Here is a 20,062-nt window from a genome sequence, read left to right as displayed (position 1 = left end):
GCGAGCCTCGGCCGGATACTAGCCGACGGGGGTATCCCCGCCGGGAACCACCGCACTCATCGCACGGACCGCCGAACCGGCATCCGTCGTTCTGCCCGGCTCGGCGGGTACGGCGCCGACCAAGCGCGCGAATCCGCTGAGGCGGGCCACTCCGTCGGGCGTGCGCGGAAGGTCATCGAGCAGCCCCGGCGAGTAGACGATGTAGGCGGTGTGCATCGCCCGCGAGATGGCGACGTTCAGGCGGTTGCGCAGCAGCAGGAACTCCAGCCCTCGAGGCGCGTCTCGACCCGAGGATGCCGCGAGCGACACGATCGCGACAGCCGCCTCCTGGCCCTGAAAGCGGTCGACCGTCCCGACCGGAACCTCGGGAAAGCGTGCGGCCGAGAGCGCTGACTCCACGAGAACCTGCTGCGCGTTGTAGGGCGTCACGACGATGATGTCGGAAGCCTGCAGCGGCCGGGTTGTCGCGCTGGTTGCCGAGCCGTCGCTGTCGTCAACAACGACATCCGTCCACGAGCGCCCGACGATATCGCGCACGAGCGCGACGACGGCATCTGCCTCTTCAGGCGACTGGGTAGCCCGGCCGTGATGAGGGACCGGGAGAGGAATGACGCCGGCTGTCACACCCTCGAGGCGCCGGAGCGCGGTACTGGGGTGAGCGCGCAGCGCGCCACGGTACGACAGGTCAGAGACGGGGGCCGTGACCGCCGGATGCATCCGCCGCGACGCCGCGAGGAAGCGCCCGAAGTTCGGCGGGATGACGTCTTCGCCGTCCATGATCCACCCGAGAGCCGACGTGTCGACCGGCTCCGGATGCGTCCCCTGACTCACCTGCGGAAGCTGCTGGGGGTCGCCGATGAGCAGCAGCCGGGGCGCTGCGAGCGCGACAGCGATCGTCGAGGCGAGCGAAAACTGACCGGCCTCGTCGATCACGAGCAGGTCGAGGCTCCCCCGCGGCACCCGCCCTTCGTGGCTGAAGTCCCACGCCGTCCCGCCGACGACGAATCCCGTTGCAGCGTTCTCGGCCGCGAACGCCGCAACGCCGTTCTTGGGGATCACTGTGAACGGCACCTCGGCGTCAGCATCCTTCGGCGCCTTGCCGACGCGGGAAGCGGGCACCCCCGCCGCAATGACACGACCGAGCATGTGCTCGACCACCGCGTGCGATTGGGCGACGACTCCCACGCGGAACCCGTGATCGGTGACGAGCCGCTGAATCACGTGCGAACCGACGTAGGTCTTTCCGGTACCCGGCGGACCCTGCACCGACAGCGCACTGTGGTCGAGCCGCAGCACGGCCTCGACGAGCGCCTCGACGTCGTCCGAGTTCTCAGCGGTTGCAACCGGTTCGCTCCCAAGCAACCGAGCGGGGCGCCGCCGCAGAATGTCGGATGCCGGGTCCTTCGGGAGATCCGGATGGGCCTCGATGACCCCAGCCGCCCACGCGTCGATGGCGGTCTGCTGGCTTGCGGCGCGTGGCGGAGCGGCGGGCGTCAACGCGATCGGCAGCTCCTGCCATGTGAAGCCTTCGACCGCTCGCTCTTCGATGACCACGCCGTCCTCGAGCTCTTCGATCACGGTGACCCGATGATCGGCGTGGATCCATCGCGGGGAAGCGTCGAACGGGAAGGGCGCGGGCAGTTCGTAGATCGCGAAGGGATCCGCGCCGGGGCGCAGTCGCGTGCCGGGAGCGAGCTCACCCCGCACCTCGACGACGCGTCGATCGGCTCGGGAACCCTCGGGCCTGTGCCAGTCCTCACGGATGCGCGAACGCGCCGGGTCCACGGCGACGACGTCTCGCGTGTCTTCCCAGAGAGACATCGGCTCACGAAGCCGCAGATAGTGAGTGGCCCAGAACGACTTCGCCTCACGCGGGTAATAGTCGATCGCGGCGGCGGCCAGGCGCAGCGCCTGCGCGTCGGCAGCATCGGGCGTCTCGCCGGCAAGGCGCAGCAGAGTCGTCGCCTGCGGCGAGGGTTCATAGCCGGTTTCGCTCGGTTCCGGATTCGCTGCCGGGCGCCGACCCGTCTCGCGGGCGCGGTCCACGAGCCAGTCACGCAGGCGCCGGGTCGAGACGCAGTCGTAGCGGTTGTAGTCGGCGATGTCATCGAGGATGAGCTGTGCGGCATCCGCGTCACCGTCTTCGGCGAGCGCCCGCGCCTCGACGTAACGCACGATCGAGTCATCGCCGCGCTGCACGTCACTCGTGCGGACCTCGTCGCCCATGTAGAGCGGCTCGAGCTTCTTGATCGAATAGGACCGCGACCCTACCCGCAGGGCGCGCCTGACCACGGGGTAAAGGTCAACGAAGACGCCGTCGCGCAGCAGGCGGTCGACCTCCGCCTCACGCACGCCGTACCGCGCGGCCATTTGCAACAGGTGGGTGGGTTCATAGGGCGCGTAGTGGTAGATGTGCATCCCAGGGTGGGCCCGCCGGCGTACCGCGACCATGTCGAGAAAGGTCTCGAGGGCAGCGCGCTCGTCGGCAAAGGAGTGGGCCCACAGCGCGTTGTACTGTTCGCGGTCATCGACCCAGCCGAATAGATAATCCAAGCCCCACGAGATCGTCTGTTCGCGCCCGCTCGCGTCGCCAGCGACCGATTCGGTGTAGAGCGGGTCGCCCTCGAAGTCGAAGAACAGGTCACCGTGGTCGGGCCTCGGCAGAGCGGCCAGGGCAGCCGGTGCGACGACCTCGAACGGCGGTGGCTGTGGCGCGGCAGGGGCACCGGGTACGGCATCCACCGCGGCCGACGAGTCGAAGGCGCCCACCCCGGCGGCCGTTCGCAGCTGCAATCTCGCCTGGGTCTGCAGCATCGCGAAGGTATCGGGGTTCATCCCCGCCGGTGTCGCGCTCGCGCCGACCAGATCATCGATTGTGCGGATGCCGGCTGCCTGCATCCGCTCGCGCTGGACGGGACGGATGCCTGCTACCAGCAGCAGATCCCGGGTCGCGACGACCTCGATCTCGCACGTCGGGCACCTGCCGCACGCGAGGACCCCAAGCTCGCCGCGCGGGTCATCCCACGCGATCGGCACGGATGCCGAGAGCCGGTCTTCCAGAAGCGCACGCAGCCGCTGGCGGCGCAGCGAATAGACCGGAAGGAGGTCGTCGACGCGGTGAGTGCTGGTCGATCCGTCGCCGAGCAGCAGCTGGACCTCGTCCGCCCGGGGCACTCCGAGCTGGTCGAGGCGATCGACGTATGCCGCCAGCTGCATGAGGGCGGTAACGCGCGCGTGACGGGCGAGCTTCGTGTCCTGAACGATCCAGCGCCCGTCCGAATCCCGCAGAAGGAAGTCCGCGAAGCCCACGAACTCGTCGTCGGCGAAGCTGGCCTGATAGATCACGACCGCGTCATCCGACAGCAGTGCTTCGTTGGTGAGCGCGACGGCACGGGCAAGGGCTTCGGCATCCGAGGAGGCGGTCTCGGGAATCTCGACGACCGCGCCGCCGAAGCGTTCGCGGTAAGCCTCGAGAGTTCGGCGTTCGTGCACGCCACCCAAGCGTCCGGCACGTTCCAGGGTGAGATCTACCGGATCCTCGACCGGGTCGATACGACCGAGCTTCGCGTCGATGGCGCGCACCCAGGCGAACTCGCACTCGGCGGCGGCCTTGAGGTCGCTCGCACTCCAGACGAACCGACGCTCGCTCTCGATGTATCGCATGATGCCTTTCCGCTCCCGACGATAGCCGGGGCATCCGACACGACCCAGCCGGGATGCGCGGTTGTCGCCGATACCTCGACGAGACCGCGTGCGCACACGCGAAGTGCGAGACTGGAGGCGTGAGCATGAGCCTGCCGTTCGAAAGCGCCTACCGTCACGGGTTCGCGCGCGTCGCGGCGTGCACGATCCCCGTCGCGGTAGCCGACCCCGCCACGAACGCCGAAGCGGTCCTCGCGGCAGCGCGCGAATGCGATGCGGATGCCGTCGCTATCGCCGTGTTCCCCGAGCTCTGCCTGTCGGGCTACGCCATCGATGACCTCGTCATGCAGGACGCGCTTTTGGACGGTGTGGCCAGCGCGATCGAGCGGATCGTGGCAGCATCCGTCGACCTCTTCCCCGTGCTCGTGGTCGGCGCCCCGCTGCACCACCGCAACCGGCTCTACAACTGCGCGGTCGTCATCCACCGTGGTGAGGTGCTCGGCGTCGTGCCGAAGGCGTACCTGCCCACCTACCGCGAATTCTACGAGCGGCGCTGGTATGCACCGGGCGAGGCGTGGTCGGGCGAGGCGATCCGGATCGGCGCGCTCGAGACCGTCATCGGCACGAACCTGCTCTTCGAGGCGCGCGATGTCGAGGGCCTCACCCTGCACGTCGAGGTGTGCGAGGACATGTGGGTGCCCGTCCCGCCGTCGTCCCGAGCAGCGCTGGCCGGCGCGAGCGTGATCGCGAACCTCTCGGGAAGTCCGATCACCATTGCGCGCGCCGACGATCGCCGCATCCTCGTGCAATCCCAGTCGCTGCGGTGCCTGAGCGCATACGTCTACGCGGCAGCGGGCCTCGGCGAATCGACCAACGATGTGTCGTGGGACGGCCAGACGATGATCTACGAGGCCGGCACCCTGCTGGCCGAGACCGAACGGTTCCCCGACGGCCCCCGCCGCAGCATCGCCGATGTCGATCTCGATCGGCTGCGGCAAGACCGGATCCGTCAGGGGACGTTCGACGACAACCGCGGCGCGCTCGGAGGAGAGGACTTCCTCACTATCGAGTTCGTCCTGGATCCGCCGGCCACGGATGTCGGTCTTCGCCGGCACCTCGATCGGTTCCCGTTCGTGCCCGACGACCCCGCCCGCCTCGCCCAGGACTGCTACGAGGCTTTCAACATCCAGGTCGAGGGCCTCGTGCAGCGGATGCGGGCGATCGGCGACCCGAAACCCGTCATCGGCGTCAGCGGCGGGCTGGACTCGACGCACGCCCTGCTGGTCGTCGCACGGGCAATGGACAGGATGGGGCGGCCGCGCTCCGACATCCTGGCGTACACCCTCCCCGGCTTCGCGACCAGCGACCACACGAAGTCGAACGCGGTAGCCCTGGCGACAGCGATCGGCGCCTCGATCGAGACGATCGACATCCGCGCCACGGCATCCGAGATCCTCCGTAGCATCGGACACGCGTTCAGCCAGGGCCAGCCGATCTACGACGTGACGTTCGAGAACGTGCAGGCGGGGGTGCGCACCGATCTGCTGTTCCGTCTCGCGAACCAGAACGGCGGCATCGTCATCGGAACCTCCGACATGTCGGAGCTCGCGCTCGGCTGGGCGACCTACGGCGTCGGCGACCACATGAGCCACTACGCCGTGAACACCGGGGTTCCCAAGACCCTCATTCAGCACCTCATCCGGTGGGTCATCGCGCACGGCGAGGATCAGGGAGCCGCTGCCCTCACATCCGAAGCGAACACCGTGCTGCAGTCGGTGCTCGACACCGAGATCAGCCCCGAGCTGGTTCCCGCCGACGAGGACGGCAAGATCCAATCGACGCAGGATCGCATCGGACCCTACGCGCTGCACGACTTCACCCTCTTCCACGTGCTGCGCTACGGCATCCGTCCCTCGAAGATCGCCTTCCTCGCCGAGCGGGCGTGGCGAGATGCTGACGCCGGCGCGTGGCCCCCCGGATTCCCCCTCGATGAGCGCTACGCGTACGACCGCGAGACCGTCGTGCGCTGGCTGCGGGTATTCCTGCAGCGCTTCTTCGGGTTCGCACAGTTCAAGCGGTCTGCCATCCCGAACGGTCCCAAGGTGTCTCCGGCGGGGTCCCTCTCGCCGCGCGGAGACTGGCGCGCGCCATCGGATGGCAACGCCAGGGCCTGGCTCGCCGAGCTGGATGCCGCGCTCAGCCCAGCATCCGACGCCTGATCCGTCTCACGGGGTCAGCGTCACACCGGCGTGCGGGCGTCTTCGGCGTCAGCGAAGGCAAGCGTCACGACGAAGCCGTCGCGGGAGAGGTCGAGGATCGTGTACTGCGCCCTGCGATCAGGCACCCACCCGCGCTGCCGGGTCGCGTCGAGTTTGACCACGTCCGGCACCACGCGTGCCCCGCGACCGTCGGCTTCGCGCACGGCCTGCACGCGGGTCCAGTGGTCGATGAGGTCCAGGATGTTGGTCTCATCGAACAGGTGCGAGTGACGCTGCATCTCGTGGATCGTTGCGTCATCGGGATGCAGGTCGCGGATGTCGAGCCCGATCGTGTACGGCCGATCGGTCAGCGCCACGACGGTTGCCGCGCGGAAGCTCGCATTGCGGATCTGCAACGAGAGCTCCTTTCCATCGACGCTGGCGAACAGCTGCGTGTGGAACCCGAATTGCGCGGGAGCCTCCCGCTCGACCCTGACGTCTTTCGGGTCGAGCTTGAGCTTGGCGGCGACGAGTTCCTTGGCCAGTACCCGCTTCCGGTCGTGCTCGCTCATCGACGGGTCCCAGCCGAGTCTCACGTCGATCCCGTCGGGCGTATCCAGCACCACAGACTTCACTCACGTCCTCCTGTCGTCGCCTCCATCTTCGCCGCTCAGCACGAAAGCTTCCACCTGGCGACGCCGGGCAAAATGAAGGCATGAGACTTCTCGTTGCTGCCCTCGACCGCGAGCTCGTTGCCTTTCCCGACGATCTCCCGGGTTTCGACCGTCTCGTCACGGGCCCCGGCAAGCTCCAGGCGACTCATGCACTGACCCGCGCCCTCGAACGCAGCAGCTACGACGAGATCGTTGTTGTCGGAACCGCCGGTGCCATCCACGAGGATGTCGAGGCCACCGTGCACGAAGTCACTGCCGCGATCCAGCACGACGTCACCGACCTCGACAACGTCGTGGGGCAGCACGTATCGCTGCCGGCGATGCTCTCCTTTGGCGGGAGCGGCCACACGATCGCTACCGGCGACCACTTCGTCGACGACGCAGACGTCGCCGCAGGCATCCGTGACCTCGGCGCAACCCTCGTCGACATGGAGGTGTACGCCTACGTGTGGGTAGCGCAGCAGTACGACGTTCCCATTCGCGTTCTCAAGGCGGTCTCGGATCGGGCGCAGGACGGTGCCCTCAGCGACTGGGGCGAGGCGACGGATGCCTGCAGCGTGCTGCTCTTGGAACGCGTGCGCAGCGACTACGGTCTGTAGCTAGCCGGACTGGACAACTCGGCTGAACGAAGGACAACTCGGCGCGAGAAAGGACAACTCGGCTGAAGCAGGGACAACTCGGCTGAAGCAGGGACAACTCGGCTGAAGCAGGGACAACTCGCGTGAAAGGCGGGTCAGGTGGGGCCGGCGCGATGCTCGTCGGACTCGTCGGATTCGGCATCGCGCGCTGCGGCCCGGCGCCGCGAAAGGTCGACGATCGACACGATGAACGACAGCGCGATGAACACGGCAACCGACGACATCCCGATCAGATAGGCGTCGTGGTAGACGACGAGCGAATCTCGGCTGCCGGTTTCGCGATAGATCGTGGCGTAGAACAGGGCAAGAGCTACCGCCGTCCCGACAGCCGTGCCGATTCGCTGACCGAGCTGGCCGACCGACCCCGCAAGACCGCCTTCTGACACCGGCACGTCCGCGAGGGCGAGGGTCTGGTTCGGCGAGATCACCAGCCCACCACCGAGGCCTCCGAGGATCATCACGGTTCCCATCAACCACGGGGTCAGCTCGGGGCTCGCGAAGACGGCGACGATCACGAGACCGACCGCCGACACCAGGACCATGATGAGTCCACCGACGACCAGCGGGCGGCCAATGCGGGTCACGAGGTTGCCGCCGACCCACGAGGCCAGCGCGCTGGGAAGCGCGAAGCCGATGGTGACCATACCGGCGAAAACCGGCTCGAGCTCGAGCCCCGTCTGCAGGTACAGGGTGGTCAGCAGGAACAGCGCCGGCAGTGCGGCGAAATACGAGGTAGCCAACAGGGTGCCGTTGCGGTACGACGCGATCCGAAACAGTGTGAACGGGATCAGCGGCGCGTGCCCGCGGGCAGCGTACCGCCGCTCCCAGGCGACGAACAGCGCTGCGAACACGAGGAAGACGGTCAGCAGCCACCACCGGCGCGGGTCATCGTCGGGCGAACCGGTGGTGAACAGGAACGGCCACATCAACGCGAGCACCGTGATACCGAAAAGGACCACGCCGACCGGATCGAGCGCGATGCGGCGCCCGGTATGGACGCGAGTGGTGGGCAGCACCCAGACCGCCGCGGCGATGGCGGCGATTCCCAACGGAACGTTCATCCAGAAGATCCAGCGCCAGCCGTCATCCGGACCGCCCAGGGCGATCATGAGCCCTCCGAGCGTCGGGCCGAATGCCGTTGCCAGCCCGATCGTTGCTCCGAACAAACCGAACGCACGCCCGCGTTCTGCTCCCTGGAAGATCTGCTGAATCAGGCCGAGCACCTGCGGCATCTGGATGCCGGCAGCCACTCCCTGCAACAGCCGGAAGACCATGAGCACGATGATGTTTGGGGCCAGCGCGCACGCGAAGCTCGAGAGCGTGAACAGGATCAGGCCCACGAGGAACAGTGCACGACGCGATCGCTGGTCGCCGAGGCGCCCCATGGGAACCAGGAACAGACCGAAGGTCAGGACGTAGCCCGAGACGATCAGCTGAAGCTCGGTGGAACCGGCGCCCAGAGCCTGTTCGATCGAAGGCAGTGCAACGTTGACCTTCGATAAGTCGAGGATCGTGATGGCGGCGACGCCGGCAGCGACAGCGAACGCTCGCCACCGGGCGGCATTGGTGAGGGGGATGTCGGTGGTGCGCGGCTGGGACGAAGCTGTCGAATCCGCACTCACTCTGCCAGCGTATGCCCGGGGGGTGGGGCGAGGGCCCGCTCGGGTCAGCAGGATCTCGATCAGAGCAGGCTGGGCGCGGCCTCCGTGATCACCCTTGAGCCGTGCGGCGACGCTTCGACAAGGATGCCGATCGGCAGCTGCTCTTTCATCGCCTCGACGTGGCTGATGACGCCGATCGTGCGGCCACCCGAGCGCAGGTCGTCGAGGGTCCGCAGCGCGAGCTCGAGGGTCTCGGCATCCAGCGATCCGAACCCCTCATCGATGAACAGCGTGTCAAGCCGGATGCCGCCCGCGCGGCTCGTGACGACCTCTGCCAGGCCCAGGGCAAGAGCGAGTGAGGCAAGGAAGGTCTCGCCACCGGAGAGTGACTGGGGCGGACGCGATCGTCCCGTGTACGCGTCGTGGACGTGTAGCCCGAGGCCCGAAGCTGCACCTCGCCGCGCAAGTGCGTCGGTGTGCTCCAGGCGATAGCGCCCGTCGGACATATCGGCGAGGCGCAGGTTCGCGGCTGCGACGATCTCTTCGAGTTCGGCGGCGAGCACGAACGTCTCGAGCGTCATGCGCATGGTGTTCGGGGCGCGCCCGGCGAGTGTGTCGGCCAGACGGACGAGCATCCGGTGCCGCTCGCGCCGCTGCTCGCCGTCCTGGTTGAGCCTCTCGATTGCCGCGCGCACGTCGCCGAAACGTGCAACGCGTTCGCGGACCGCTGCCAGTTCGGCGACGGCACGCTGCCACGTCTCCCGGGCTGCCGTTGCCTCGCGGAGCGACGCGTCAGTGTCGATGAGGTCATCGGGGGCATCGGCGAGCTGCAGTTCGAGCTCGAGCAGGCGCTCCTTCGCGATGCGCTTGGCGGCGTCGTGATCGCTCAGCCGCGACGAAAGGTCTTCGAGCTGCATCGGTGTGAGCAGCGCGGCACGTGCTGACGGCGCATCAGGGAACGAGGACGCCGCGACTCCCGCGTCGAGCTCGCGATCGGCATCCCGTACCCGTTCGAGCGCGAGCTCGTGGGCACGGCGAGCCTCCGCGAGCGACTGCGCCATTCGTCGCCGAGCCTCGGCGTCGGCGATCCGTGCGTGAACGCTGGGGAAAGGACCGCGCGCAGTAGCGACGGCTTCCTCGGCCTCCGTGATCCGCCCGCCCAGTACGGTGCGGGCCGTGTCGAGTTCTGTCAGGCGAGCGGCAGCCTCGTCCAGCTCTCGCCGCAGTTCGTTCTCGCGTGCCTCGAGTTCGCCTCGCAGACAACGGGCGCGATCGAGCGCCTCGGTTGCGCGCTCGGCGAGCTCGAGCCGGGACTGGCTCTCGCGTTGACGCGCATGAAGTTCGTCGACCGAACCTCGCGCCCGAGCACGCGCGGCGTCGACGCGCGCGGTGACCGCGGTGTGACGTGCGGCGCTCTCGCGATCCGCCGCCAGGGCGCGGTCGCGATCCTCTTCGGCGGCCGCGAGGACGGCATCCGTGACGGGATCGTGGTTGCTCGGAGCGGGCTCGGGGTGATCCAGCGACCCGCACACGGGGCAGGGATCGTCATCCGTGAGCCCGTCGGCAAGCTCCGCGGCGAACCCGGCCAGGCGCCGACGCATCAGCTGTCCCCACGCTGCCACAGCTTCCTCGACGGCACGCGACGCCGTGAGCCGGTCAGCGCTCGCGTCGACAAGCTCACCTGCCGCGGTTTCAGCCTCTCGCGCGGCGACCAGGCGCATGGCTAGGTCTTCGCTCTCGGCGCGGGCGGCATCGAGTCCAGCCGCAGCGATGGACAGTTTTTCGATCTCGTCGCCGAGCCGCGCCCGCTCCTGCTCAGCCACGGTGAGCGCGTCGCGTGTCACCGCAAGAACCGCCCGAACCGCCTCCGCTTGGGTGGTTGCGCGGTTCAGATCGGCGCGGTACATAGCGAGCTGCTGCTCGGCATCTTCGGCATCCTGCCATCGCGCGATGTCGCCCGTAAGAGCCTGAGCCGCGGCGAACAACTCGTCGACAGTGAGGGCGGTGTCTACCCCCGCGACAGCGTCAGCGAGTATCGACGCCTCGCTCTTGCCCGTCGCCTCGACGTCGGCGTGAGCACGGCCCGCCTCTTCGATCGCGGCGCGCAGCGGCTCCGCAGCGCGGGCTCTCTCGAGGAGCACTCGATCCGGCCCGAGTCTCTCGGATTCGATCTCGATCGCTGCCAGATGCTCGCGCGCGGCGTTGCGCTGTTGTTGCTGCTCGCGCAACTGGCGCACGCGGGCGTGCTCGCCCTCCGCGGCGGCGAGAGCCTCCTCGGCCCGGTCAACGGCGTCGGCGCGGGTTTGCAGGTCGTACCCGGCGCGGGCGGCCAGCCGCTCGAGGTCGACCGTCTCGTCGGGAACGAGCCATCCGGCCTCTCGTGCGAGCGTTTCGATGTCACTCTGCAGGCTTTGCAGGTGCCCGGTGTCGCGCTCCTGTTCGCGCTCGGACTCGCGGCGGCGTTCGTCGAGCCGCTTCTCGTAGTCCTCGTAGATCTGGGTGCCGAACAGCGTTCGGAGCACCCGCTGCCGGTCGGTGTTTCCGGCCAGCAGGAACTGCGAGAAACGGTTCTGGGCGAGCAGGATCACCTGCAGGAACTGCTGGTGGGAAAGGCCGACGACCTCGTCGATCGCGTGGCCCACGTCGCGCGGACCCGCCGCATAACCTACCCACCGCTCGCCGCCATCCGCGTCCGTCTCCAGCCGCTCCAGCAGCGCGTCGGCGGCGACGACTGTCATGCCGGTGCCGCGGCGCTTGGGGCGTTCGTAGTCCGGCGACCGCGAGATGCGCCACCGGTCACTTCCGGTGCTGAACTCCAGCGTGACCTGCGTCGGATCGTCGGGGCCGCAGTGATCGCTGCGCAGGCGACGATCGACGCCGTCATAGCGCGGGACCGTGCCGTAGAGGGCGAAGCAGATCGCATCGAGGATGCTGGACTTGCCCGCTCCGGTGCGACCGGCGATCACGAACACCCCCGACGGGGCCAGTGCGTCGAGGTCGACATCCTGCCGTTCGCGGAACGGACCGAACCCCTCGATCTGGACCCTGTGGATCCTCACGCGAGGGCCTCCGCGACCGCGCGATCGGCGAGCACGTCAGCGATGAGCGCGGCCTCGGCTTCGCTCGCTCCCTCGCCCTCGCGGACGTGGGCAAGGAACGCATCGATCAGTTCGACGTGGGTCTGGGCTGTCCGGACGCGGCCCGCGTAGGTCTGCTCGTCGCGGTCGTGCCGCTTCTCGGGAGCGTGCACGACGGCGGCGCAGAAGGGGAAGCGCTCTTGCAGGCGGCGCAGCGGATCCCGTTGCGGCGTCGCATCCGTGTATTCGGCCCGCACCCACGCATTCGCGGCGTGCTCGTGGTCGGCGCCGGAGCACAGGTCATCGAGCGTCCCGCGAATTGTGACGAGGCGGCGGGGTATCGGCAGATCGAGCCAGGCGACAGAGGCCTCGCCGGTTGCCGAGAGATCGACAAGCCAGGAGCCGCGCGGCTTGTCTGCCTCGCCGAAGCTGTAGTGCAACGGTGCTCCCGCGTACCGCACCGCGGGGGCCAGCTGCTGACGACCGTGGATGTGTCCGAGTGCGACGTAGTCGATGCCCTCGAATTCGGCGAGGGGGACGACGTCGAGTCCGCCCTGCTGGATGTCTCGTTCGAGGCCGGGTGTGGGATCGACCCCCGCGGCGAAACAGTGCGACACGACGATCGAGCGACCACCCCGCGTAGCACGGTCTGCGCGAATGAGTCCCATCGCGTGAGCGATGGCGTCGTGCTGCGTGCGGAGCTTCTCGCCGGGCCAGGTCCGGCGCAGCAGTGCCGGTTCGAGGTAGGGGATGCCGTAGACGTGGACGGGCCCGTGCGCGTCGGTCAGCGTGATCGGCGCGTCGAGCGTCGCCGGGTCGGTCAGAACGTGAATCCCCGACCGCAAAAGGCCGGATTGGAATCCCAGGCGGGCCGCCGAATCGTGGTTGCCGCTGGTCACGACCACGGCAGCACCGGCGTCAGCGAGCCCCGAGAGCGTGTCGGTGAGCAGCGTGTAGCACTCGGCCGGCGGCGTCGATGAGTCGAAGACATCGCCCGCGACGATCACGAGATCGACGGAGTTGTCTCGAACCTGGTCGGTGAGCGCATCGAGCACCTCCCGCAGCGCTGGCAGCGTCGAGTGGCCGTGGAACGACCTCCCGATGTGCCAGTCGGAGGTGTGGAGGATGCGCATGCCCTCACGCTACGGCGGGCTCCCGACATCGGGTCCGAGGCTCACGGAGATACTGCAGCCTCGCGCGATGGGGATGCCGCCGAGCGGCGCCCGGCACCCGTCGGCGCGCCTCCGGGGCCCGCCACCGACTCGCGCATGCGCAGCGGCATCGGTACCCGCCGGACAGTCCCCCAGTCCGGGGCGTCGTCTTCCAGCAGCACCTGCAGCGCGAGCGCCCCCAACTCGTAGTGGGGCAGCGCGAAGGTCGTCAGACGCGGCCGCAACCAGCTCGCGAGCTGATGATCGTCGAACGACACGATCGAGAAGTCGCCCGGGATCGACAGTCCCGCCTCCTGGATCGCCTGATACGCACCGAACGCGAGACGATCGTTGAACGTGATGATGGCCTCACCGCGCACGCCGGTCTCCAACAGCGAGCGTGCCGCCGCCCATCCGTCCTCGGGCAGCCACACCGAGCACAGCCGCGCGCTGGCTGGCTCGAGTCCGTCTTCTGCCAGGGCGTCGAGGATGCCGCGCAGTCGCTCGGACCCCGCGACGGTCTGGACCGGGACATCGTCGGGCCCGGGACCGGCACCGAGGAGGTGGATGCGGGAGTGCCCCGCGGCACGGAGCACTTCGACCGCCGCGCGCCCCGCGGAGTACTCATCGGGCACGATCGAGGGTACGGTTCCGACCGCACTGTCTTCGGGGAGCGCGTTCAGCAGCACGACGCTGCGAGGATCGATTCCCGCGGGCACCGCACGCACACGCGTGAACATCGACGCGATGATGAGCCCGTCGACCTGGCGGTCGATCATGCCCTGCACGAGGCGCCGCTCTTCGTCGGGGGCACCTTCGGTCTCACCGATGAAGAGCATGTACCCGTTGCGATGTGCGTGTTCGAGGGCACCCTTGATGAGGTCTCCGGCCAGCTGCGAGGTCGCCACCGTGTCGGAGACGAAACCGATCGTCCGGCTCGATCCGCGGCGCAACGCTGACGAGAGGATGTTCGGGCGATACGCGAGTTCGGCGGCCACGCGACGCACGCGTTGCTGCGCCGCCTCCGAGATCCGCAGCTCGTCGCCTCGATCCGAGAGCACGAGTGAGGCGGTCGTCCGCGAGACACCGGCGGCAGCGGCGACATCGGCGAGGGTTACGCGCTTCGACTTCACGGCGTTCCTCCTTCGTTCGCAGCATCCTAGAGCGCGCCCGTTACGGACGCTTCGCCGCGGCGTTGCAAGCAAACTGCCGAATACTGCCGCGTTCGTCGAAAAAGATGGCGCATATGGTCGCCGCCTCTCGGCGAGACGACCGTATGCGCCAACAATCTGCGCCAGCATCCCGCTGACGCGGGTGCTCAGGCGCGAGCTTTGAGGATGCCGGCGTGCTCAGGATGCCGGTCGAACCATTCAGCGACGTACCAGCAGACCGGGATGATCTCGCGGTCGCCGCGCTCCTCTAGTTCCGCGACGGCGCGCGCGACGATCTCGGCCGCGTAGCCCTTGCCGCGAAACGGCGGCGGCGTGAAGGCCCGGGTCATCGCGACGGATCGACCGTCGTCGTTGTAGTCGAGCGCGCTGACCAGGTCATCCCCCACGTGCAGGGTGTACCGGGAGGCATCCTTCTGGTCGGTGAACCGCGTCTCGCTCATTCCTCCAGGGTACGCTCGCGCGCGAAAGACGGCTCCGGCGTTGCGGCGGATGTCGCGCCTGAGGGTTACGCGGGAATCCGGTGGGTTGCGACCAGCTGCTGGTACCACCTGCCACTGTCTTTGACGGTGCGTTCGAGCGTGTTGAAATCGACGCGAACGATACCGAAGCGTTTGGCGTACCCGTACCCCCATTCGAAATTATCGAGCAGGGACCAGACGAAGTAGCCGCGCAGGTCGACACCGCGAGCCATGGCACGGTGGGCCGCCGTGAAGTGCCGGCGCAGATAGTCCAGCCGCTCCGGGTCGGGGACCGAACCGTCGGCTGCCACGGTGTCGTCGAATGCTGCGCCGTTCTCGGTGACCATCAGCGCCTGGCCCGGGAACTGGTCGTGCAGCGATACGAGGAGTTCCTCGAGTCCTTCGGGCGCGATGTTCCACCCCATAGCCGTGTACGGGCCGGGCTGCTCCACGAACTCCACGACCTGGTCGCTGCCAGGCCACGCCGTGCCGCCCTCGGCGCCCTTGTGACCATCGTTCTGCTGTTTCGGAGAGACCCCGTCCCACATCCGCACCGTCGCGGTCGAGTAGTAGTTCACGCCCAGCACGTCGATCGGCTGATGGATGTCGGCAAGATCCCCGTCACGGATGAACGACCAGTCGGTCACCGATGCCGTGTCCTCCAGCAGGTCGGACGGGTACTCCCCCCGCAGCATCGGCCCCGTGAACGCGCGGTTCGCGAGCGCATCGATGCGGCGCATCGCCTCCGCTGCACCATCACCCTGACCGCGCAGCACGTGGAAGTTCAACGTCACCGAGTACTGCGGGTTCCCGGCTGATGTCGCCCGCAGCGCCTGCACCGCCCGGCCGTGCGCAAGATTCAGGTGGTGGACCGCCGCGAGCGCAGCAGCCGGCTCATGCCTGCCCGGCGCGTGACCGCCCTGGCCGTACCCGAGGTACGCGGAGCACCACGGCTCGTTCAGCGTCGTCCAGGTGTGGACCCGGTCACCGAACGCGGCGCCCACAATCCGCGCGTACTCCTCGAACGCATCCACGGTCGCGCGGTTCGCCCAACCGCCGGCATCCTCCAGCGGCTGCGGCAGATCCCAGTGATAGAGCGTCGCTACCGGCTTGATGCCTCGCGCGAGCAGACCGTCGATGAGTCGCGAGTAGAAGTCGAGCCCCGCCTGGTTCACCGCGCCGCGGCCCGCTGGCACGATGCGGGGCCACGCGATCGAGAACCGATAGGCGTCCAGACCCAACTCCGCCATGAGGTCGAGATCGCTCTCCCAGCGGTGGTAGTGGTCGCACGCCACATCCCCCGTGTCACCGTTCCACACCTTGCCGGGCGTCTTGCTGAACCTGTCCCAGATCGAGGGTCCACGCCCGTCCTCGTCGAACGCGCCCTCCACCTGATACGACGCGGTCGCCGAACCGAACGTGAAGTCCTCAGGAAAGACGAGGCCGGAATCACGGTAATCAGGCGAACCGGTCATTGCTCACTCACTCTGGATCATTCCTCTTCGGTTACCGCGGCGCGGTCGACCTCGAAGGTATCGACTCGCCCGTCGGGGGTGGTCACCGTGACGCTAGCAATCCCCGCTCCCCCCGGGAAGACACGCAGCGCGAGTTCGTCGAGATAGTCGTAGTCGGGGCGGTCCTCGCGCGCACCCCAGGGGAGCACGGCTCCGGGCCGGACGTACAGCGGCAGACTGTCGAACCCGTGGACCTCGGTCCGCCATGCGCCGCCCGCGACGCGCTCGCCCGTCAGCAGGTGCGTCCAGGTGCCGGGCGGGAGATAGAACGTCACCTCGCCGGTAGCCGTGAAGACCGGAGCGAGTGGCTGAAGAAGTGGCAAGGCGAATCCTCTCCGACTGAGCAGATTGCGCGGCAGGAACCAGGGGTGTCGGGCGCGATGACCGTGATTTGACGCACTTCGACACGGTCGGTCATAATCGGCCGCATGACTGACAACGCGCATGTCCTGTCCGCCTGGGAGGCGAACGGAACTGCCGGCATGATGATGGCCGGCCGCTCAGTCACGTGTTGTCGAATGTGTCGCTGACGACACCTCAGCGGGGCTCGTTCTGCGATCCAGATCGCACTGCCCCTAGCCCTCTCGCAGAGCGCTCCTATCCAGTCCGCGCTCGACACCGACCGCCGGGTCACCGCAACACTCTTGCCCGAAACATCCGGGCCCTCCGCAAGGACCATCATCCCCATGTCGAACACCGCTCTTCTTAGCCGCCCCACTCCCACCCGTCACCTGCACGCCGTGCCGCCCATTGCCGACGAGCCGTCTACGCGCACTCCCCGCGGCTTCGCCCTCTACGTCGGACTCGATGAGGCCAAGGCAGCCGCCGCCGGCGTTTCGCTCCCCGTCCTCGTCGACGCGCTCCGACGGACGCTGGCCGAGCTCGCTCCGGATGCCGAAACCTACGCCACCGTCGCACTCGCGCCTCGCGGCGCCGGCGGGCGCGACGTCGATGTCGTGCGCCGTGCGCTACGTGAGCCCTCGGCCATCGCTGCGGTGACCGCGGCATCCGAGCCCGAAGACACCGACCGCTCGGCACGCGGCGTCGTCTTCGACATCTCACGCAAGCGCGTCGTCATCGACGGCGAGACGGCGCCGTTCACCTTCACCGAGTTCGAGCTGCTGCAGTACCTCGTGCTGCGCGAGGGTCGCACCATCGAGCGGTCCGAGCTCGTCACCTCGCTGTGGCAGAGCGACGATGACGGTGAGGTTCCCGGCGAGCGCACGATCGATGTGCACGTGCGCCGCCTGCGCTCGAAGCTCGGCCGCTACGAAGACATCGTGCGCACGGTGCGCGGCGTCGGCTACCGGTTCGACCGTCACGCCGACGTCGTCATCCGCTACGGCCACGGCACCCCGTCGCCCGACCGCTTCTGAGCCGCGGCGCCTTTCGTCGGGCCGCATCTCACCCAACCAACCCACCGTTCAGTCGCGCCCTGCTGCGGGTCTGAGCGCTCCCCACCCACATGGCGGCGCGACCGAACTGTCTGTCGCCGCCCGCGTGTCGGCTGGCACACGTATCGTGATCGCATGACCTCGCTGGCGCCGGCCCCCACCGCCTCCGCAGCGGCGATCGAGACCATCTACCGGCCGCCGCGTCCGCTTGATCTGCGCACGACCGTGGTGTTCCAGCGCCGGGGCGCGAACGATCCGACCCTCACGGTCGATGGGCCCGTCATCTGGCGCGCGAGCCGCACTCCACTCGGGGTCGCGACCCTCGCCCTGCGCGCCACCTCCGACGGCTCGGTGCGTATCGCCGCCTGGGGAGAGGGCGCCGAGTGGGCACTCGACCAAGCCCCCGCCCTGTGCGGTGCCCGCGACGACACCACCGGCTTCGAGCCATCCCGGCATCCGCTCATCGCGCACCTCGCGCATCGCAACCCCGGGCTGCGGCTCGGCCGCACCGACCTGGTGTTCGATGCGCTCGCGAGCTCGGTGTTCGAACAGAAGATCACGGGGCTGCAGGCCTTCGCGGCCTGGCGGCGGCTGGTGACCTGGCATGGGACGCCCGCGCCGGGCCCGACGCCCCGGCCGATGTTCGCCCCACCCACGATCGAGGGGTGGCGGCGCATCCCGTCGTGGGACTGGCACCGAGCTGGGCTCGAACCACCACAGGCGCGCACCATCGCCCGGGTCGCCGCGCGCGGCGAGTCCCTCGTTCGAGCCATCGTGACCGCAGGCGATTCGGAGCAGATCGACCGTGTCCTGCTCTCGCAGCCCGGAATCGGCCCCTGGACCGCCGCCGAGACGCGCATCAAGGCGCTCGGTGATCCGGATGCCGTGAGCGTCGGCGACTATCACCTCGCGCACGAGGTCGGGTATGCCCTCACCGGCTCACGCACCGACGATGACGGGATGCTCGAACTGCTCTCACCCTGGGCAGGTCACCGGCAGCGCGTCATCCGGCTGCTGGGAGCCGGCGCTCCCCGAGAGCCGCGACGCGGCGCGCGCCTGCACCCCGAAGACCACCGATCGCGCTGAGACCCGGCGCGGCGCTTACTCGTCTTCGGGTGCGAGATCGCCTTGGCCGGTCTCGCCCAGCTCCGCCTCAAGCGGGTCCTCGCCCTGCGTTTCGGGCTGGATGTCGGGGTCGATGTCGACGGCGGCATCCTCGACCGACCCGTCCTCGGACGGACGCTGCGGGTCCACGGTGGACTCCGCACCTTCGATCGGCGGGATCTGCTCGACGGTGTCGGCCTCTTCCAGGGGATCGCGTGCGCTGTCAGTCATGTCGAGTTCCTTTCGCCGTGAGCCGCGCAGCCTGCGCGGCGGGTACGGGTCAGGCTCCCGCTTCGGGGCCCGCCCGGCGAGGGACTTGACAGCCCAGCCGGTGTTCGCGGTGGCTCGGCGTCACATCTCCTCGTGCGTGTTCGGGTCGCCGTCCCACAGGCGCCCGCGCTCGAGGGCGGAGATGGCCTCGACCTGCTCGTCGCTCAGCGAGAACCCGAACACGTCCGCATTCTCGCGCTGGCGACCCGCGTGACCGGACTTCGGAATGGGCGTGGACCCGATCTGCACGTGCCAGCGCAGCACGACCTGCGTGGGGCTAACGCCCAGCTGCTCCGCGAGGTCGGTGATCACGGATTCGTTCAGCAGCTCACTGCGGCGCGCGAGCGGGCTCCAGCTCTCGGTGCGGATGCCGTGCTCAGCGTGATAGGCCCGCAGCGATGCCTGCGGGAAATAGGGGTGCAGCTCGACCTGGTTCACCACGGGCGTGACGCCCGTCTCGGCGTGCAAGCGATCGAGCATCGCCTCGGTGAAGTTCGACACGCCAATCGAGCGCACGAGGCCCTCCGTCCGGAGGTCGATCATCGCTCGCCACGTGTCGACATACTTGTCGACGCTGGGGTTCGGCCAGTGGATGAGGTACAGGTCTATGCGATCGAGCCCGAGGCGGTCGAGCGACTCCCGCGCACTGCGGCGGGTCTCGTCGTACCCGTGGTCACGGCCGGGAATCTTCGTCGTGACGATCAGCTCGTCGCGCTCCAGGCCGCTGCGGCGCACGGCCTCGCCCACCTCGGACTCGTTCTCGTAGTTCACGGCCGAGTCCAGGAGGCGGTAGCCGGCCTGGATGGCCGAGACGATGGCGTCCGTGCCGTCGGTGCCGCGCAGTCCATAGGTGCCGAAGCCGAGTTCGGCGAACGTCGTGCCATCAGCCAGGGTCAGAGTGGGTATGGAGATCATGGTTCCATCCTCCCCCGCTGTTTCCGCGGTCGGGGCCGTCAGCCCAGAAGGCGCTCCAAGACCTGAATGACTCCGTGGTCGACGTTCGACGGCGCCCGGTAGCGGGCGGCGGCTGCAACATCCGGATGCGCGTTCGCCATCGCAAAGGAGAAATCTGCGGCATCCATCATGTCGAGATCATTGAGGTAATCCCCGAACACGGCGGTCTGCTCGGGTGTGACATCCAACAGGTTCTGGATCGCACGCAACGCCTT

At 68.4% G+C, this 20,062-nt stretch carries 16 protein-coding genes; 4 read left to right on the top strand and 12 right to left on the bottom strand.

Going from position 1 to position 20,062, the window contains the following annotated elements:
- Positions 1–18: 18 nt before the first annotated feature.
- Entirely contained in the window at positions 19–3,663 is a 3,645-nt protein-coding gene (locus B3587_RS06575) for a TM0106 family RecB-like putative nuclease (RefSeq protein ID WP_292727331.1), read from the bottom strand.
- Between the two features lie 125 nt (positions 3,664–3,788).
- Here B3587_RS06575 and B3587_RS06570 point away from each other — a divergent pair, with 125 nt between their 5' ends.
- Positions 3,789–5,861, top strand: coding sequence for an NAD(+) synthase (locus B3587_RS06570; RefSeq protein ID WP_292727348.1), 2,073 nt, complete (start codon positions 3,789–3,791; stop codon positions 5,859–5,861).
- 20 nt (positions 5,862–5,881) lie between these two features.
- On the opposite strand, the gene B3587_RS06565 is transcribed toward B3587_RS06570, so the two are convergent.
- The gene (locus B3587_RS06565; RefSeq protein WP_292727330.1) at positions 5,882–6,475 is read right to left on the bottom strand and encodes a hypothetical protein; all 594 of its coding nucleotides are present in this window, start codon (positions 6,473–6,475) and stop codon (positions 5,882–5,884) included.
- Positions 6,476–6,555: 80 nt separating this feature from the next.
- Here B3587_RS06565 and B3587_RS06560 point away from each other — a divergent pair, with 80 nt between their 5' ends.
- The gene (locus B3587_RS06560; RefSeq protein ID WP_228177844.1) at positions 6,556–7,113 is read left to right on the top strand and encodes a nucleoside phosphorylase; all 558 of its coding nucleotides are present in this window, start codon (positions 6,556–6,558) and stop codon (positions 7,111–7,113) included.
- Positions 7,114–7,247: 134 nt separating this feature from the next.
- Here B3587_RS06560 and B3587_RS06555 read toward each other — a convergent pair whose 3' ends face one another.
- From B3587_RS06555 to B3587_RS06525, 7 genes are all read right to left on the bottom strand, one after another.
- Positions 7,248–8,774 carry an MFS transporter gene (locus B3587_RS06555; RefSeq protein WP_414683119.1) on the bottom strand — a complete coding sequence of 509 codons (1,527 nt, stop codon included), beginning with the start codon at positions 8,772–8,774 and terminating at the stop codon, positions 7,248–7,250.
- Between the two features lie 59 nt (positions 8,775–8,833).
- Complete coding sequence (locus tag B3587_RS06550) at positions 8,834–11,812, bottom strand: AAA family ATPase (protein ID WP_292727328.1); 2,979 nt, start codon at positions 11,810–11,812, stop codon at positions 8,834–8,836.
- Positions 11,809–12,963 (bottom strand): exonuclease SbcCD subunit D, encoded by a 1,155-nt coding sequence (locus B3587_RS06545; protein ID WP_292727326.1) that lies wholly within the window; start codon positions 12,961–12,963, stop codon positions 11,809–11,811. The genes B3587_RS06550 and B3587_RS06545 overlap by 4 nt, the downstream gene beginning before the upstream one ends.
- Positions 12,964–13,004: 41 nt before the next feature.
- Complete coding sequence (locus B3587_RS06540; protein WP_292727324.1) at positions 13,005–14,114, bottom strand: LacI family DNA-binding transcriptional regulator; 1,110 nt, start codon at positions 14,112–14,114, stop codon at positions 13,005–13,007.
- Between the two features lie 185 nt (positions 14,115–14,299).
- Entirely contained in the window at positions 14,300–14,593 is a 294-nt protein-coding gene (locus tag B3587_RS06535; RefSeq protein WP_228177840.1) for a GNAT family N-acetyltransferase, read from the bottom strand.
- A gap of 65 nt (positions 14,594–14,658) precedes the next feature.
- The gene (locus tag B3587_RS06530) at positions 14,659–16,086 is read right to left on the bottom strand and encodes a GH1 family beta-glucosidase (protein WP_292727322.1); all 1,428 of its coding nucleotides are present in this window, start codon (positions 16,084–16,086) and stop codon (positions 14,659–14,661) included.
- Between the two features lie 17 nt (positions 16,087–16,103).
- The gene (locus B3587_RS06525; RefSeq protein WP_375237357.1) at positions 16,104–16,448 is read right to left on the bottom strand and encodes a hypothetical protein; all 345 of its coding nucleotides are present in this window, start codon (positions 16,446–16,448) and stop codon (positions 16,104–16,106) included.
- A gap of 363 nt (positions 16,449–16,811) precedes the next feature.
- Between B3587_RS06525 and B3587_RS06520 the strand changes: the two genes are divergently transcribed.
- Both B3587_RS06520 and B3587_RS06515 read left to right on the top strand, forming a co-directional pair.
- The gene (locus tag B3587_RS06520; protein ID WP_292727320.1) at positions 16,812–17,501 is read left to right on the top strand and encodes a winged helix-turn-helix domain-containing protein; all 690 of its coding nucleotides are present in this window, start codon (positions 16,812–16,814) and stop codon (positions 17,499–17,501) included.
- Between the two features lie 153 nt (positions 17,502–17,654).
- Positions 17,655–18,605, top strand: coding sequence for a DNA-3-methyladenine glycosylase family protein (locus B3587_RS06515; RefSeq protein ID WP_292727318.1), 951 nt, complete (start codon positions 17,655–17,657; stop codon positions 18,603–18,605).
- A gap of 15 nt (positions 18,606–18,620) precedes the next feature.
- Here B3587_RS06515 and B3587_RS06510 read toward each other — a convergent pair whose 3' ends face one another.
- The 3 genes from B3587_RS06510 to B3587_RS06500 form a co-directional block, all read right to left on the bottom strand.
- The gene (locus B3587_RS06510; RefSeq protein ID WP_292727316.1) at positions 18,621–18,854 is read right to left on the bottom strand and encodes a hypothetical protein; all 234 of its coding nucleotides are present in this window, start codon (positions 18,852–18,854) and stop codon (positions 18,621–18,623) included.
- Between the two features lie 120 nt (positions 18,855–18,974).
- Entirely contained in the window at positions 18,975–19,808 is an 834-nt protein-coding gene (locus tag B3587_RS06505; RefSeq protein ID WP_292727314.1) for an aldo/keto reductase, read from the bottom strand.
- 38 nt (positions 19,809–19,846) lie between these two features.
- Positions 19,847–20,062, bottom strand: a 216-nt coding sequence (locus tag B3587_RS06500; RefSeq protein ID WP_292727313.1) for an HAD hydrolase family protein, incomplete at its 5' end; no start/stop codon positions are given.

The organism is Microbacterium sp. UBA837, from assembly GCF_002296025.1.
Lineage (GTDB): Bacteria > Actinomycetota > Actinomycetes > Actinomycetales > Microbacteriaceae > Microbacterium.
The sequence above is the reverse complement of the archived record's forward strand: the minus strand, read 5'-3'. Positions and strand labels throughout refer to the sequence as shown.